The sequence below is a fragment of the Galbibacter kalidii genome (genome assembly GCF_026241135.1).
Taxonomy (GTDB): domain Bacteria; phylum Bacteroidota; class Bacteroidia; order Flavobacteriales; family Flavobacteriaceae; genus Galbibacter.
The window spans coordinates 14,415-31,603 of record NZ_JAPFGA010000004.1 but is presented as its reverse complement, the minus strand read 5'-3'; the positions used below and the strand labels follow the sequence as shown (position 1 = coordinate 31,603).

Genomic DNA, 17,189 nt, shown 5'->3' with positions numbered 1-17,189 from the left:
GTACTTGTCACTTTTAATATTATTTTAACAGGAATTGCTACTTTTTCCTAAAATACACTTGCACAGGCACACCGTGAAAATTGAAATTTTCCCGAAGCTTGTTCTCGATAAACCGTTTGTAGGGAGCCTTTACATATTGTGGCAGGTTTGCAAAAAAAGCAAATTGCGGAGTTGGCGTCGGTAATTGTGTGCAGAATTTAATTTTCACATATTTCCCTTTGTGAGACGGTGGCGGTGTATGTTCAATGGTAGGCAACATCACATCGTTTAATTTGGATGTACTGACACGTTTTGTCTTGTTCTTATACACCTCAACGGCTGTTTCTATCGCTTTAAAAATACGTTGTTTGTTCAAAACGGAAATAAAAACAATAGGGACATCGATAAACGGCTCTATTTGCTCTCTGATATAGGCTTCAAATTTCTTAACACTATGGGTGTCCTTTTCCACCAAATCCCATTTGTTAACCAAAATCACTATCCCTTTTTTGTTTCTTTCCGCCAGCCAAAATATATTAAGGTCTTGACCTTCAAATCCGCGGGTTGCATCAAGCACCAACAAACATACATCACAGTGTTCTATAGCTCTCACCGAACGCATTACGGTATAAAACTCAACATCTTCTTTTACTTTGGCCTTTCTTCGTATCCCTGCCGTGTCGACCAAGTTAAATTCAAACCCAAAGCGGTTGTATTTGGTATCTATACTATCGCGGGTTGTTCCGGCGATATCGGTCACAATATAACGTTCTTCCCCTATCAAGGCATTGATAAAAGATGATTTTCCGGCATTGGGCCTTCCCACCACAGCAAAACGCGGTAATTCGTCTTCTATTGCTCCTGAATCTTCAGGCAAATGCTCTACTAGTGCATCTAGCAATTCTCCGGTCCCACTTCCATTGATACTCGAAATGGTGTAATAATCGCCAAGTCCCAAAGAATAGAATTCAACAGCATCGGCTTCACGCATGGCGCTATCCACTTTGTTTACTGCCACGAGAATCGGCTTATTTACCTGTCGTAATAATTGTGCTACTTCTTCGTCCATTCCGGTAACTCCTACTGCTACATCCACCACAAAAATAATGACATCGGCTTCTTCAATAGCCAACTCCACCTGTTTGTCTATTTCCTGTTCAAAAATATCATCACTTCCAACTACATAGCCACCTGTGTCGATTACTGAAAATTCCCGTCCGTTCCAATCAGATTTTCCATAGTGGCGATCTCTGGTAACTCCACTCGTTTCATCCACAATGGCTTCCCTCCTCTTGATCAAACGATTAAAAAGTGTTGATTTCCCAACATTCGGTCTTCCTACAATAGCGACAATAGCACTCATATAACAACTATTAATTGACAACTAATCATTTCCCCAACGATGTGGGGTTAATTTTCTGGCGCAAAGGTAATTCTATTTTATCAAATATCTATCTGTTCTCCTTTTATTATGGGAACTAAATGAAGTCTCTGGACACCTTAAACTTTTCAGCTCATCAGCGTGCTAAATATACATGAAGATTATTTCTTATTATACCCAAAACGCTTTAATTGGTTCTGGTTGGAACGCCAGTTTTTGTTCACTTTTACATAGATCTCGATATGCACCTGCTTTCCGAAGAACTTTTCCATATCTGCTCGAGCTTGCATTCCCACTCTTTTTAAGGCAGCACCTTTATGTCCAATAATAATACCTTTTTGTGAATCGCGTTCTACCATGATCACAGAACGAATCCTAATTATTTCTTCATCTTCAAGGAATTCTTCAGTTTCGACCTCGACCGCATACGGAATTTCCTTTTTGTAGTTCAAGAGTATTTTCTCGCGAACGATCTCATTGACAAAAAAGCGCTCCGGTTTATCGGTTATCTGATCTTTGGGATAGAACGGCGGGGAATCGGGCAACAATTCCAATATCCTATTGAAGACCGTATCTATATTGAAGTTCTGCAAAGCTGAAATAGGATAGATCTCCGCATTGGGAACTTTCCCTTTCCACAACTGCACCTGTTCTTCCAAAACCTCTTGCGAAGAAATATCTATTTTGTTCAATAACAGCAATACAGGAATTTTGGAATTGGCTATTTTCTTAAAAAAGTTTTCATCTTTCAATTCCTTTTCACCTATTTCGACCATGTAGATCAGTACATCGGCATCTTCAAAGGCCGATTTTACAAAATCCATCATCGATTGTTGAAGTTCATATGCAGGTTTGATGATTCCCGGCGTATCAGAAAACACTACCTGAAAATCATCTCCATTCACAATCCCAAAAATTCTATGACGGGTCGTTTGTGCTTTAGAAGTAATAATGGATAATTTTTCGCCTATAAAGGCATTCATCAAGGTGGATTTCCCTACATTCGGATTTCCGATAATATTTACAAAACCTGCTTTATGCTTCCCCATTGCTTATTATTGAACTCGTTTAAAAACTTATGCAAAGGTAGCTTTTTATACCGGATATAAGGATGGCATTAAACAAAAACGAATCCGAGGATCAAATACATGATCACTGTAATACACCCGCCAATAAGCGCATAAGGGAGCTGTGTATTTACGTGATCTATGTGATCACTTGCGGAAGCCATGGATGAAATAATGGAAGTGTCTGATATAGGCGAGCAATGATCTCCGAATATTCCCCCTCCCAAAGTAGCAGCAACGACCAAAGGCAAATCCAATTCGTTTGCGGTTGCCATCGGTATGGATATCGCCATCATAATGGCAAAGGTCCCCCATGAAGTTCCTGTTGAAAATGCAATAAAAGAACTGATGACAAAAATTATGGCTGGTAGAAGTTGAGGTGACAACCACTCTTTGGAAAGTTCTGCCACATAATTCCCCGTTCCCAGTTGGTTACATGCATCGCCTATGGCAAAAGCTAACAACATCAGCAAAGCAAGTGGCATTAGCTCGCTAATCCCTTTTAGTACCAGATCGACCATTTCCCTGATTTTCATAATCCCTTGTGACCTATAGAGGATCATGGCCACTAAAATTGCTGTGGTTACCGCATACAAAACCGAAGCAGAGCCGGAACCTTTTCCGATAGCCTGAAAAAGATGATCGGAAAAAGAAGTATAATCCGTTACCTCATTCCACCCCGTAAATGCCAAATTTATCGGCATCATCACAACCATTGTTGCCAGGGGAACAATCATGTTGTATGCCCTCGCTTTTATTCCGGGTTTAGATTCATATGAAGTAATGGTATCTGAAAGCATGGGCTTTGAATTCTCATTCATCAACGCTCCCGTTTCCCGGGTTCTTTTTTCAGCTTTAGCCATTACACCAATGTCCTTTTTAGAAACAATAACAATAAAAACAATGATCACTGCAAGAATGGGATAAAAATTATATCTAATGGACGAAATCATCAATGAAAAAGGACTATCGATTCCTTGTGTTAACAAAAGTCCCATAATAAAGGCTCCCCAAGCATTAAACGGAATTAAAATAGAAGACGGAGCTGAAGTAGAGTCTGCGATATAAGCTAACTTTTCCCTTGGGATTTTAAGCTTATCGAAAACAGGTCGATAAAGGGTTCCAACCGTCAAGGAACTGATACTTGTTTCCACAAACAACAAAAGTCCGGTTAGCATCGCTAATAATTGAATAATGACCCTACTGTACCCTTTCTGTTTCTTTTCAAAGAAAACAATGAGTTTATTCAATTCATTTATAAAACCTTCTACTCCTTTTGAATACTGGATAAACAAAAGTAAAGCGCCTACCAAAGCACTAAACATAATGGTTCGCGTATTTCCGGGAGATTTAAACACATTGACCAAGCTCTCTATGGCTGCCAAGGTTCCATCGAGCACATTCCAATCACTAATGATCATCCAGGAGAACCAGATTCCAAACAATAAAGCTATATACACCTGTTTGGTTCTTAGCGCTAAGATTATAGCAATTATAGGGGGTAGAACTGAGAGAAAACCATAATCTTCCATGTAGTTATCTTTTTACTGTCATCTTAAAACAACAGTATTTTTTTACAATTAAATAATTATTTGCGATTAATGAGTGAACAATAATGCTCACAAAGTAGGGGAATTTTATTTAAAAATCAATATCCCGTTATGCTCAAAGAAAAAGAAATAATCTTTAATTCATTGATTTTAGGAAAGAAAAAATGGAAAAGGAGATAATTTCAAATAATTCCTTTTTACGACTTGCAAAAGCATAAAAATGTTGTATATTTGCATCCGCATTAATGGAGATATTTGTAAATCTGTTAAGCAAAAGGTTGAAATTTTAGTTTAAACATATATCGCGGGGTAGAGCAGTAGGTAGCTCGTCGGGCTCATAACCCGAAGGTCGCTGGTTCGAGTCCAGTCCCCGCTACTTAAGGAGACACTACCCAGTAGTTGTCTCCTTTTTTTATACAAATAAAAACCTGTGACCCAAACTGTTAGGGTTTGGTCATTTATCGTTCGATCTTTGAGGCTAAAACTTTTAGATTAAAGCAAGAGATTGTCTGAAAAACGGCTCCAAGACATCTCTATGCTGTTCTTTTCTTTAGTTCGATTTCTCCTTAAGGTTTAGATGCCTTTACTTCCCTGTATTTTTTATGATTTTTCGCCATTAGGTAAAGGAAGTCCAATATTACAGTTGCTTCCTCATCGTTCACCTCAATGTTATTTTTTGCTAATATCATAATTGCCCGCTTAACTGAAACCTTTTTATCGGTAAAATTCATATCCATTGCTTTTTTGCTTGTCGTTTTGTTAATAATATTTTTGATAGCCCACTGTGAAGATCCAGAGAAATATCCCCTGTTTGGAAATCAACCTTAAGCGGTGGGATAAGGCTGACAAGATGCTTCCTGTCTGCTGTGTCCAAGCTTGAGAATACCTGAAGAATATTTACAAAAGACCGGCTTCCCAATTGGTTTTGTTTGTCAATATCCCTTAATTTAACATTGATGTCGTTCAACTCCCTTTTCAAGCATTTGGAATTGACGAGATATTCCCTTTTTAATTCGTTATAGTCATCAGGTTTTAATACATCTACCACAAATAACTTTCTGGCTTTGGAAAGAATCGACTGCTGTTCAATTAGCTTTCTCTTCACCAGATTTCGGTTCTGTAAATATTCTGCTTTTAGTATCCCTGTATTCCAGTCTTCCAAAATACTCTTGAACAAATCAATTGCTCCGTTTGAAAGCACCAATTGCTGAAGTTTACGCTGATAGCATTCATTCAGAAAGAGTGCATTGACCCGTGTCTTGCACCTTCCCCGGCAATGATAGTATGGGTACCTTTTGGTTGAGCCTCGGGAAAAGCTTCCGCTGAGCTTTCGGCCGCAAAGGGGGCACACCAAAAACCCCCTTAGGAAAAAGGTTGCTTTCAGATCGTCTTTTTTAGCATTAACCTTCCTCTTTGTGGTAATAATGCGCTGAACCTCATAAAACAGTGCTTCGGAAATCAATGGCTCGTGGATGCCCTTTACCATGTATTTTTCCCCAGATTCAGATTTTATGGTGATAAGACCGCAATAGGCCGGATTGCGTATAAGCCGGAAAAAATATGAACGGGAACATTTCAATCCCCTGCTATCTGCCATTTTCCGGACTTGCTCAATCGTATGGATGTTCTTTGCAAGCTGGAGGAAGGCCCATCTTACAATACCGGCCTCGGGTTGCTTGGGTGCAATGATTTTTTGCCATCCACTGTAGTCAGGTTGATGAAGCCCAAAGGGGCTTTGCTGGGATACCTGCCCATCTGTTTTGCCCTACGGATACCATTTGCGGTGTTCATTGCCCTTCTGGTGTTTTCCGCTTCTGGTACCGATAGGTAAACGGCAAGCATGACGGTACTTTCCGGCACGGAAAAGTCTATGGGCTGGTCAATGGCCATTGCCGTCGTTCCGTACTTTCGGAGCATACCGATCATCTCATAGGCATATTCAATATTCCGGCTAAACCTGTCCCATTTGATGAATAGTATATTCTTCTCTTCTTTTGGTTTACTTTTGACAACCGAAAATAACTTCTTCCATTCGGGTCGGTTGAAATTCTTGGCCGAGAAATCTTCACGATAAATGCCCTTGATTTCTATATTGTTCTGCCTACAGTACTTCAATAACCTATCCTCCTGTTCCGGTAATGAGTAACCTTTTCTTTTTTGTTCGTCTGTACTGACACGTACATATAAGTAAGCTGTTTTCATATGGATGATTTATTTGTTTGACTTTCAAGATCGATATTTCTTGTCGGCTTTCAAATACTTGAAAAAGGATAATATTGATGATTCAGTAAGGGAAAAAACAAAGATGGTATTAGGGTAAGGTTCCGTCAGAAACGTTAAGACAAGAAATTTTAAATCCTCCTATTTGGATAAGAAATAAAATCTCAAAGTTACAAGACGAAGTAAAATGAATGAGTGGTTGAAACTATCAAAAAAAGAAGGGCTGAGATTTTAGAACAAGTAAACACTAAACCACTCTGGACTATAAGCCCTCCTTACTTTTCGAGTCTATCGAGTTTACCGATTAATAATCAACTAAATATTTTCTAATACTTTTCGATTTCAAAATCATCAAAGTAGGTTACGGCATCCGCTTTTGTCCAGAAACCAACTTTACCGGCACTGCCAAAAGTGGTGTCCTGTACGGTAAAAAGTTTTTCGTCATCGAGATAAACAGTAAATAGATCTCCCTTCACTACCAATTTTAGCGTATGCCAGCGATTGCCCAGCGGGGATACATCCACCCCATAAGTTCTTCCTTTGCCCACCAACGGCAGGTCGGTACGTTTGCCGTTTTCCACCTTATACAGTACCATATTATCTTCGAGCGGATTGGCACGAACCACGTAGTAGTTGTTCTTGTCCGTAAACCGCCATACAAAACCACCGCCCTGGTCGTGATTGCCGGTTATCCCTTTAAAACGGGCTGTAAGTACCATATCTTTTGCCATGATGTTATTGTTCACTACGACGTTGAAATGATTGTTCGGGTTGTTACCGTACAACTGTGCCAGTACCTTGTTCCCGTTATCCTCTGTGACTTTCCATTCGGTGTCCCCCGAACCGGTATGGTGTTCAGACCATTCGCCCGGCAATTCACCGGCGGTATAATTTTCAAAATCAAACCTGGTTTTTTCAGCCGGGTCCACGGTATCCGGAAATTGTGCCCGGGCATGTATTTCTTCTATTTGAGTACTGGTGTGCTTCACTTTTGAATCCTTACAGGCTATAACGGTGAAAATCGATGTCATAACCAATATTAAAATATGTGTTTTAGTTTTCATCTGTATAAAGTTTTAGAAATGATTTTACATATTTGGATGTTGAATTGCAGATTTCTTCTTTAGTTCCTGCTGCTTCTATTTTCCCTGCATTCATAACAAGGATGTGATCCCCGGTGTGAAATGCTTCTTCGTGATCATGTGTCACATAAAGCATGGTGAACCGTTGTTGGCGTTGAACCGTTTTTAGGTGTGCCAAGATATTTTCTTTTAAATGGGTGTCTATATTGGCCAATGGCTCATCCATAAGGAGTATTTCAGGTTGCAATACCAGCGAACGGGCGATGGCCACCATTTGTTTCTGTCCGCCGGAAAGCTGGTGGGGATATTTCCGGATTTTATCGCTTATACCGAACAAGTCCAGTATATCTGACACTTTCTTTTTAATGTTTCGTTCTCTCTTTTCCTTTAAACCGAAAGCGACATTGTCATACACCGTAAAGTGTGGCCAAAGAGCCAGGTCCTGAAAGACAAAACCAATATTACGCTTATGGGGTGGGACAGTGATCTCACCGTTTTTGCTTACCGTTGCCCCATCTATTTTCACGATTCCATCTTTAGGGCTTTCCAGCCCCGCAATCAACCGCAACACTGTGGTTTTACCACAGCCCGACGAGCCGAGAAGACAGCTTGTTTTTCCCGGTTTGAAAGCAAAAGAAAAATCCTTTAAGACTTCCTTGTCCCCGTAATGGTGCGTTATATGTTCCAAAGTGATTTCAGGCATATCGGTATTTTTTGAATACGTATTTTCCAATAATAAAAAACAACAGGAGCAATACTGTTGTTACTCCCAAATTGATCAGGGTCATACTGCTGGTGAGTGCCTGTGGGGCATTGGCACTAATGGTAAAGGTTTTGACAGGCATGAGTTCCATGCCCGGCGGATATACCATCACAGTAGCCCCTAATTCCCCCAGACAGAGGATGAAGGAAAGGACAAAGGTGGTGAACAGGGATGGCAACATTAAAGGCAGGTGTATTTTCAAAAAGATCTTTTGAGAAGAAATGCCCATTACAGAAGCAGCCTCTCCCAATGAAACAGGTATCTGTTTTATGCTGTTCCCCGTAATCCTGGAGGCTATAAAACCAAACTTAGCTGTATAAGCGATAAGCAGGATCACAGCGGTACCATAAATAAAATTCAATACAGGAAAGTTATAATACCGAATCAGTGCAATACCCAATACGGTGGAAGGAACAATAAAGGTCAGTAAAAGCAACGCATTGGGTAACCGGTGTGACCTGCGTTCTTTTTCATAGGCTGTCCATAACCCTAGGGCGGTAATCAGCAGCGCACCTATTGTGGCCAGTTTAATGGACTGAACAGCAGCAGGCCAAACCAGTTCCCAGGCCTGGGAAAAGAACAACGTTTTTCCGCCCAATGACTGGATTATCAGTATAGACACGGGAATCAGTAATGCTACAATAAGTAATAACCAGAAGATGCCATGCCATAGGATTTGTCGTTTTTCTACATCGTATTTTTTTGAGATGCTTCCCTTTGTCGATACAGAAAAGAAAGGGGCATCCGATAAATAACGGTGTTCTGTCAACATCAGCAAAAGGCAGACCAGCAGCAGTAATACGGATTGTCCGATAGCCATTGGAAGGTCATACAAAGCGGAAAACTGTGTGAATATTTCCGTAGTAAAGGTGCGTACGCCAAAAAAAGCAGGAACGGAAAAATCACTCAGACTGAATATCAGGATAAGCACAAAAGAAGTGGTCAAAGCAGGACGGATCAGGGGGAAAATGATTTTTACGAACATTTTCCGGAAGGAAACAACCATGAGGCCCGCTTCTTCATAACCGGAATGGATCTGTGATAAAGCACTCCCGGTAATAAGCATGGCCAGGGGGAAATAGACAAAAGCATGCACCATGACCACTCCGGCTTCAGAATACACAGCCGCTGTATTCCCAAAAAACCAAAATAGGCCGTCTTTCCAGGCCACAGCAAAAATATAGGGAGAAATAAGCAAAGGCAACAGCAATGCCAACCGGTAAAATTTATTGAAAGGAAAATTAAATTTATAGAGCAAAAACCCGCAAGCGGTTCCGATACAAGTAGCGAGTAACGCCACTATAAAGGACAACCATAAACTCCTGCCAATCAACCACAAGGTTCCCCGATCGATAAAAGAGAACAGCACTGTGCTATCCGTACCGGTAAGCCATTGCAAAAGTAGCAGCAAAAGCGGTAATGCCAGCAGTATAAACAGTAGCAGTAGGGGAACAAACCTTATGATATAAGCGCTTACTCTTCGATCCATGCTTTCAGCCAAGGTTGTATTCCTTCCAGTTTTTCGGAGGTTTGTTTGTAATCGATTTTCATCGCTTTGATATTATCCAGTGAAGGCACCCCCGGTATTTCCGTTCCTTTGATCAGTGGCATTTGTGCACAGGATACGGCCAGTTTGGCTTCAGTTTCCCGGCTTAATAGATAATTGATGAGTTTCTTTCCGTTTTCGTCATGCGGAGCATTTTTGATAAGGCTAACCGCATTGGGCATAATCAGGGTGCCAATACCTCTTTCTTGTTGATCGAGGAAAATATAATCTACTTCATCGCTTTCCTTTTTGGCTTCGAAGGCATCATCGGTATCGGTGAGCCCAAAGGCCAGTTCCCCGTTCATCACCCGTTTTTTAACATCCCCGTTACTGGCAGCGATAACCACACCGTTTTCCTTGAGGGCGTTCATCCATGCTTTGGCTTTTTCATCACCCAAGGCAGTAAATATCGCCGCCATATGAAAGGTCGTCGTGCCAAACAAGGGGTTGGCAACAGCAAATTTTCCCTTGAAACGTGGTCGTGTAAAGTCAAAGATAGATTCCGGTAAAGAATCGGGGGCGATCAGGTTTTTGTTATAGATCAATACCCGTGCACGGGCCGAAAAGCCGATCCACTGGTTATCCGGTTCTTTAAAGTATTCCGGGATCTGTTTAGTTTGTTCCGACTGATAGGGTTCGGTAATCCCTTTGGACTGTAAAACCCCATTTCGTATCGGGTCGCCGCTCCAAAAGACATCGCATTGCGGATTATCCTTTTCGGCGATCAGCCGGTTCATCACTCCGGTGGATTTGGTTTCTTCGGTATCATACACCGCTTTTACTTTAATGCCGGTCTCTCTTTCAAAATCTTTCAGCACAGGTTCTGAAAATATCTGGTCCACGGATGTATATACCGTGACCTCCTCTGCCGAAGGGTTACATGCAGGGAATACCAATATCAAACTGACAAATATGTATTTCATATGTTTAAATTTTTCAAATTACAAATCTCCATATCAATTTACCTAAAATAGTGGTGCGTTCCAATGTCCATGCCCCTCCTTTAGTGTCATAGGCTTGGTTGACGATAAAAAAGAAATCGGCACCGATAATGGGTATCCATTGCAGGCGGAAATTGAGGATTGCTTCTTCATCCTCGCTGTTCCACTGTGAAAACAGTGACCCGAACAGGTTGGGATTTACGGCATACTCGACACGGCTTCCCACCAAGCTGGTGTTGAAATTGCCCTGCGGAAGGCTTATCCAGTTCCTTTCATAGTTAGCCCCTATTTTAAAATAACGGCTGGCCCTCCACGAGAGTTCGTATTGGCTTTCTGTGCTATTCCCATCCAGAAAATCACCCCAGTTAATCTTGGTATAGGCCGACACGGTACGCCCTTGAAAAGTTGCTGCTTGTATTTCCATCCTGTTGTACCAGTATTCGCCTTCGGGGATGGTGATTCCTTCTGTGATTTCAAAGGGTTCCCGAAAGTTTTCTGCCCTTCTTTGCAGGTTAAATTCAAAAAATTCCCCGCTACGGGTTTCAAACCCCAAAGGCCTGATTTCATAAAAAAAACTCTGTAAGCTTCCGGTATCATCAAAGATAAAATAATTCATGTCAAGCCCTTTAAAGCTAAACTGGCGAATCCATTTCAGAAAGTTTTTAGGCCGGGGCTTCCACTCCAGTTCGGTATAAAATTCCTGAAAGTTGTCCCTGCGCAGGAATCCTACTTCCGGGTTGAAAGCGGTGGCACTTCGCTGCCAGGACATATCAAACTCTACCTTATCATTGGGATAGCTCAGGTAAATACGGTTCGCATTGGCCTTACTGTTAAAATCATCCGAATTGTAATTCTGGGTATAAGCAGCTCCTATATTCAGGTTTTTGTTGCCAAAGAGCATGGAGGTGCTGTATAGTCCATAAGCCCCGGTAGTACTGTGTAGTCTGCCATTCTCATATTTGTTGGCCGAAAGGATGCCTACGGAAGATTGTTCCAATACATCCTGTCTCCAACTCAGTACGGAATAGTTGGTGGAGGGGATGCTGTCGCGGTTTGCGGTTTGGATGGACATTACCCCCAAGGTTGAATTCTTGACCTTGCCCAAGAGCCTCGCCCCGGCAATAATAGGTACGGTGGAGCGGTCTTCTGCCAGTCCGATCCTCCGGCTGTAAAAGGGAATAATCTTATTGCCCATGCCCATGTCAAAAAAATCCTGTCCCTCCAGAAAAAACTCCCTGCGTTCGGGGAAAAACAAGGGGAAACGGGTCAGGTTGATCTGCTGCTGGTCGTCTTCCACCTGGGCAAAGTCGGTGTTAAAGGTCAGGTTCACCCGTAAAGTGGGCGTAATGAGGTAGTTGATATCCCCTCCGGCATTCAGTTGCCCTTCTTTGCGATCCGGGGTAAACTCACCACCGCCTATGGCATAGGGTTTTACTTCGATAAAATCTTTACTGACAATGTTGTCCAGCCCTGTAAGTGTTCCTGCCCGGTTCAGCAGTTCCAGTTCCGAATCGCGCGACCAACCCTGCCAGAGCAATTGTTCCCGTTTCCGGCGGATGTTGCGTTCAAAATTGATGCCCCAAACCTGTTTGTCTATATCGGTTCGGAATTTGAAGGTGGAAAAGGGAATTTCTATTTCAGCAAACCAACCTTCTGGGGTGATGGTGGTCTTGGCGTTCCACACTCCGTCCCAGGATTTGTTGAACGCATCCCCATTGTTAAGCACCTGAGCATCTGCCCGTGCGGCATTAGGGTTGATGACAAAAAGAAAACCGTTGCGGTCGTCATTGTAGGTGTCAATAATCACTTCAAAGTTATCTTCATTTCCCCAGCTAAAATCCCTTTTCATTTCCTTGGCAACCAATTTGCCCGGCTCGCTGTCATAACCCCAAAATCCAACATAAAGGGTTTTGGCAGTATAGACAATGGCCACTTCTGTTCTTTCGGTGGCCGGCTCCCCGACATTCAGTTCCCGCTGCGTGAAATTGCTAATACGTATGGCTTGCTGCCAGGGTGGTTCGTCCAACTTTCCGTCCAGTTGAATAGGCTCTTGTGTATAATGGGCATGAATGGTGTTGGGCATATTGGTCTGGGCAGAGACACTGAAAACCGAAAAAGTGCTTATGACCATCAGTAGCCATTTCATAATGATTTTTACATAAAGTTACAGGCAAATTCTGTAGAAATATGGGAAAATGAATTACTGAGGGCACAAATCCCCCTATATATTAAAAACAAAATAATATATGATGCCACATAAAACACTGATAAATATGGTCTTTAGCATATCCCATTTTAAAATAAAATATACAAAAGAAGCAATCAATGCTATGAGCAGGGAGGCTATATCGAGGGTATTCCATTCCGGAATCATTAATCTTATTCCGGCAGTATGCCTTTCGCTCACTTGGCCAAAAAGCGTATGTATGGTGAACCATACCCCTAGATTCAATACAACCCCCACTACTGCAGCCGTAATTCCGGACAGTGCGGTGGTGAGGTTTTTATTTCCCCGGAGGTATTCTATGTAGGGGGCGCCACTGAAGATAAACAAAAAACAGGGGATAAAGGTTGTCCAGGTCACCAACACGGAAGCCAAGATCCCGGCAGTAAGGGGATCCATGGTGCCGGAAAAACGGTAGGCTCCCATAAAACCGACAAATTGCACGACTTGGATTAGCGGACCCGGAGTAGTTTCAGCCATGCCCAGTCCGTCCAGCATTTCCCCGCTTTGCAGCCAACCATAATCTTCCACGGCTTTTTGGGCTATATAGGCCAGCACTGCATAGGCGCCACCAAAGGTGACCACAGCCGTTTTACTGAAAAACAAGCCTTCTGAAAAGAAGATGTTTTCCACACCTATCCACAAGACAATCATTACCAACGGCAGTGCCCATAAAACTAAAAAAAGCAGTACGGTTTTAAGTGTTTTTACCAAGGATGGTTTTATCGGTTGGATGTAGCTGTCTATGACATAGGCGCTTTCTTCTTCATTTTTTTCCTCATGCCCTTTGATGACATGAAATTTTTCTTCCCAAAGCTTTCCTCCGATAAAGCCGATCATACCGGCAGCAACAACGATATAGGGGAAATCAACCTGAAAGAAAAAAATAGCGATAAAGGCCAGTACGGCCATCATCACCATAATTTCATTTTTAAGTGCCCGTTTTCCTATTTTAATAACTGCCCCGATAACGATAGCCAAGACAGCAGGCTTGATTCCAAAGAAAAGAGCCTCTACGATTCCCATATCGCGGTAAACGGCATAGAGGACACTTAGAATCAATATGGAAATAAAACCGGGTAGGATAAACAGGATCCCTGCGACTAATCCTCCCTTTTTTCTATGAAGCAACCAGCCGATATAGGTGGCGAGCTGTTGCGCTTCCGGTCCCGGTAGCAGCATACAATAATTAAGGGCGTGGAGGAAACGGTTTTCGCTGATCCACTTTTTTTCCTCGACCAGAATTTTATGGATTACGGCAATTTGCCCTGCCGGGCCGCCAAAGCTGTTAATGGCTACCCGAATCCATACTTTCAGGGCTTCTTTAAAGGGAACTTTTTCTTCAATCATATATTACTTAGACAAAAAAATAGGATAAGGATTATGGGTTTTAATGGGAATCTATCAAAAACTATCCATGCAGCTTTTTGGCAATTAAAAACCGTTCCGCTACATTGTCCCAGTTAATGATCTCCATTAAAGTGTCTACAAAATCACTTCTTTTGTTTTTGTATTTCAGGTAATAAGCATGCTCCCAAACGTCGATCACCAAAAGCGGGACTACGCCCCATTGTGTTAGTTTCTGATGGTTTTCACATTGTAATAAAGTGAGTGACCGGGAATACGGCTGATAGCCCAATATCCCCCAACCGCTGCCTTCAACGGATTTTGATACTTTAGCCATATATGCCTGAAGGTGGTCAAACGAGCCGAAATCTTTTTCAATCTGCCAAAGCAATTCTGCCTTGGGTTCTGTTTTTTTATTGGTCAGGTTTGTCCAGAAAATGGTATGCAATACATGACTGGAAAAATGATAGGCCAGTTTTCTCGTCCAAAGGTCTGTCATGTCCATATCACCCTTTTGGACAAGTTGTTTGATCTGTTTCAAATCCTTATTGGCTCCCTTTACAGCGCCTCCGTGGTGGAATTCAAAGTGGAGGTGCAGGGTTTCCTCATCCATGTGGGGTTCCAGGAAGTTTTTGTTATAGGGAAGGGATTGCTGTATAAAATTACCTTCGCTATCTACCAGTTTGTCAATACCGTTTTGTGTAACGTTCTGTGAAAAAACACTGCTGCCGGGCAGGATGGTCGCACCGCCTATGATAGCACTGTTTTTCAGAAATTCTTTTCGGTTCATGATTTAGTTTTTTAAATAACAACCATAAAACTATGGTACAATTCTGTAGAAAGTTGGGAAGAAAAACCCAAAGGCTTTCAGATTTAAAGGTTTTAGGTTCCTAAGAAGTACTTTCAAAATATACTGTAAATACATGTAATTCTTTTTGTTGATGATAGCTTACCTTCCAGTCACTGACCTGTGCTATTTTCCGGACAATGGCCAATCCGAGTCCCCAAGTGTCAGGGTTACCGGACTGCTTGTAAAAACGGTTGAAAAGTTTTTCTTTCTCCATTGTTGGCATTTTGTCCGATTTTGACTCTGTTGGACCTGTGTTGGCAATGGTCATGGTATCCTGTGTTAAGGAAATGATTATCGTTCCGTCCTGGATATTATGCAGAAACGCATTTTTAAGGAGGTTCTGAACCAAGATTTCAGTAAGTATGGTATTTCCCTGCACGATAGGATCATTGTGTGGTTCAATCGTAACGTCAATTTTCAGCGCTGCTTTTTGTTCGTCGTAAAATTCAAGTAACCGATCAATAATTTCACGGATATTGATCTTATCTCCCAAAAGAAATTGCCTGTTCTCAATTTTGGACAAAAGCAGGAGGGTTTTGTTTAGTTTTTTTAATCGTTGCGTAGAGCCGATGATACCTTCTATGATGGAAGCCTGCTTTTTGGTAAGACCGGCTTGTCCGATCAATGTTTCCAATTGGGACTGGATAACCGATAGTGGTGTCTGCATTTCATGGGAAGCATTTTCGATAAACTGTTTTTGGCTGTCAAATACTTCTTTGTTTTTTTGCATCAGTTCTGTGATTGCATCCCGAAGGGTTTGAAATTCATCAATTCGGGAAGGGGAGAGGACAGGTATTTGCTGTTTATCCAGCCGATAATGCCTCAATTTCTGCAGCATTTCATAGAAAGGGTTCCATATCTTTTTGGATATAAAGCGTTGCGACAAATAGTAACACAAAGTCATTCCCAGGAGCAATCCTCCCAGGGTAATGGCGATGGTACTTATTATTTCCGTTACTTCCAGATGGGGTTTTACAATCTCCAGCCTGTAATAGTTTCCATGTAGTTTTACATAGGTGCTGAGTTTACGGTATTCGTCCAGTTCGTCATCTACCGGTTCGTAAACGAGGGTGTCTGTATATACCTCCTTTCCTTTTTGAAAGGTTTCCTGATCTATGGGATAAAAAGTAAAATCGTCCAGAGGGTTGTCTTCCGCAAAGGGCGCCCGGGGATTTTCCTCCAGGTACGCTAAAAGGTTCATTTTCCGGTTAAACAATACCTCATCTACATTTTGGAGGACATTCCAACTCAATACCAGGAAGAACAGCACCGAAAAGATTCCAAAGAGGATCAGGAAGAGAACAAGTTGAATACGGGAAGTATAGGTAAGCAGCTTCATATCGATTTGATTTGGTATCCTACCCCGTAGATATTATGGATTTCCACTTGGGCACCGGCTTTTTTTAATTTGCGTTTTAAGTTCCTGATCTGGGAAAAAAGAAAATCAAAACTCTGTGCTTCGTCCACATAGTCCCCCCAGATATATTCGGCCAGGGCTACTTTTGTGATGACCCGTTTATGGTTACTGACCAAGTGGGCAAGAATGGCATATTCCTTTTTGGTGAGGGAGATGGGTTTTTTGAGGTCATCGATACCTGCCAGATATTGATCCGGGTCGATCACCAAGTTGGCAAAACGAACAACATTACTGGTTTTAAACTGTTTTCTTCGGATAATGGCCTTGATCCGGGCATTGAGTTCCGAAAAATAGAACGGCTTGGTGAGGTAATCGTCGGCTCCGAGCTCCAATCCTTTTAACTTATCATCCAAGGAATGGCGGGCAGAAAGTATGATCACACCATCTGTCTTACCTTCGTGGTGAAGGATTTTCAGCAAATCGAAACCATTCCCATCAGGAAGATTGATGTCGAGGATAATACAGTCGTAATCGTAGAGCGAAATACGTTCCATAGCCGACTGGTATCCTGCAGCGGAATCGTACATAAAGTCTTCCTTGGACGCAAATTCTTCCAGGCTGTGAAGTAATTCCGGTTCGTCTTCTACAATCAACAGTTTCATAATGGAAACAAAGTACGTAATTAATTTTGTAGAAATACTGGTAAGACTTTAGTGATTGGTTATTACATTCCTTTTGAAATAAGTACCTGAAGCTTTTCGGCTATACCTGTCCCATTCGATGAGTAGTATAGTAGTATATTCTTTTGGTTTACTTTTAACAGAAAATAGAAATATAGATTCTCTATTAACACAGGAGTAACAAAATATACTAAAGGAATTA

The 17,189-nt window shown here is 41.8% G+C and carries 15 protein-coding genes and 1 tRNA gene; 1 reads left to right on the top strand and 15 read right to left on the bottom strand.

What is annotated here, in order from left to right; translation table 11 throughout:
• Positions 1-37: 37 nt before the first annotated feature.
• From der to OOZ15_RS05565, 3 genes are all read right to left on the bottom strand, one after another.
• Entirely contained in the window at positions 38-1,342 is a 1,305-nt protein-coding gene (gene der / locus OOZ15_RS05575) for a ribosome biogenesis GTPase Der (protein WP_265954961.1), read from the bottom strand.
• Positions 1,343-1,521: 179 nt separating this feature from the next.
• Complete coding sequence (era, locus tag OOZ15_RS05570; protein ID WP_265954960.1) at positions 1,522-2,409, bottom strand: GTPase Era; 888 nt, start codon at positions 2,407-2,409, stop codon at positions 1,522-1,524.
• Between the two features lie 68 nt (positions 2,410-2,477).
• Complete coding sequence (locus OOZ15_RS05565) at positions 2,478-3,887, bottom strand: Na+/H+ antiporter NhaC family protein (RefSeq protein ID WP_265954959.1); 1,410 nt, start codon at positions 3,885-3,887, stop codon at positions 2,478-2,480.
• Between the two features lie 393 nt (positions 3,888-4,280).
• Between OOZ15_RS05565 and OOZ15_RS05560 the strand changes: the two genes are divergently transcribed.
• A tRNA-Met gene (locus OOZ15_RS05560) sits at positions 4,281-4,353 on the top strand.
• Positions 4,354-4,543: 190 nt separating this feature from the next.
• On the opposite strand, the gene OOZ15_RS05555 is transcribed toward OOZ15_RS05560, so the two are convergent.
• The 12 genes from OOZ15_RS05555 to OOZ15_RS05500 all read right to left on the bottom strand — a co-directional run bounded on the left by OOZ15_RS05555 (position 4,544) and on the right by OOZ15_RS05500 (position 16,969).
• The gene (locus tag OOZ15_RS05555) at positions 4,544-4,708 is read right to left on the bottom strand and encodes a PTS sugar transporter subunit IIBC (protein WP_265954958.1); all 165 of its coding nucleotides are present in this window, start codon (positions 4,706-4,708) and stop codon (positions 4,544-4,546) included.
• The gene (locus OOZ15_RS05550; RefSeq protein WP_265955224.1) at positions 4,705-5,592 is read right to left on the bottom strand and encodes a recombinase family protein; all 888 of its coding nucleotides are present in this window, start codon (positions 5,590-5,592) and stop codon (positions 4,705-4,707) included. Before OOZ15_RS05550 ends, OOZ15_RS05555 begins: the two co-directional genes overlap by 4 nt.
• 38 nt (positions 5,593-5,630) lie before the next feature.
• Positions 5,631-6,179 carry a recombinase family protein gene (locus tag OOZ15_RS05545; protein WP_265954957.1) on the bottom strand — a complete coding sequence of 183 codons (549 nt, stop codon included), beginning with the start codon at positions 6,177-6,179 and terminating at the stop codon, positions 5,631-5,633.
• A gap of 344 nt (positions 6,180-6,523) precedes the next feature.
• Positions 6,524-7,261, bottom strand: coding sequence for a hypothetical protein (locus tag OOZ15_RS05540; RefSeq protein WP_265954956.1), 738 nt, complete (start codon positions 7,259-7,261; stop codon positions 6,524-6,526).
• A complete protein-coding gene (locus tag OOZ15_RS05535; protein WP_265954955.1) occupies positions 7,251-7,982 on the bottom strand; it encodes an ABC transporter ATP-binding protein in 732 nt (243 codons plus the stop codon). Before OOZ15_RS05535 ends, OOZ15_RS05540 begins: the two co-directional genes overlap by 11 nt.
• A complete protein-coding gene (locus OOZ15_RS05530; protein ID WP_265954954.1) occupies positions 7,975-9,531 on the bottom strand; it encodes an ABC transporter permease in 1,557 nt (518 codons plus the stop codon). Before OOZ15_RS05530 ends, OOZ15_RS05535 begins: the two co-directional genes overlap by 8 nt.
• Positions 9,516-10,511, bottom strand: coding sequence for an extracellular solute-binding protein (locus OOZ15_RS05525; protein WP_265954953.1), 996 nt, complete (start codon positions 10,509-10,511; stop codon positions 9,516-9,518). The genes OOZ15_RS05530 and OOZ15_RS05525 overlap by 16 nt, the downstream gene beginning before the upstream one ends.
• Before the next feature lie 13 nt (positions 10,512-10,524).
• Entirely contained in the window at positions 10,525-12,675 is a 2,151-nt protein-coding gene (locus OOZ15_RS05520; protein WP_265954952.1) for a DUF5916 domain-containing protein, read from the bottom strand.
• Between the two features lie 75 nt (positions 12,676-12,750).
• Positions 12,751-14,103, bottom strand: a complete 1,353-nt coding sequence (gene chrA / locus OOZ15_RS05515; protein ID WP_265954951.1) for a chromate efflux transporter — start codon at positions 14,101-14,103, stop codon at positions 12,751-12,753.
• A 61-nt stretch (positions 14,104-14,164) separates the two neighbouring features.
• Positions 14,165-14,890, bottom strand: coding sequence for a superoxide dismutase (locus OOZ15_RS05510; protein WP_265954950.1), 726 nt, complete (start codon positions 14,888-14,890; stop codon positions 14,165-14,167).
• A gap of 100 nt (positions 14,891-14,990) precedes the next feature.
• A complete protein-coding gene (locus OOZ15_RS05505) occupies positions 14,991-16,289 on the bottom strand; it encodes a sensor histidine kinase (protein WP_265954949.1) in 1,299 nt (432 codons plus the stop codon).
• On the bottom strand, positions 16,286-16,969 hold the full coding sequence (locus tag OOZ15_RS05500; RefSeq protein ID WP_265954948.1) for a response regulator transcription factor: 684 nt from the start codon (positions 16,967-16,969) through the stop codon (positions 16,286-16,288). Before OOZ15_RS05500 ends, OOZ15_RS05505 begins: the two co-directional genes overlap by 4 nt.
• Positions 16,970-17,189 lie beyond the last annotated feature (220 nt).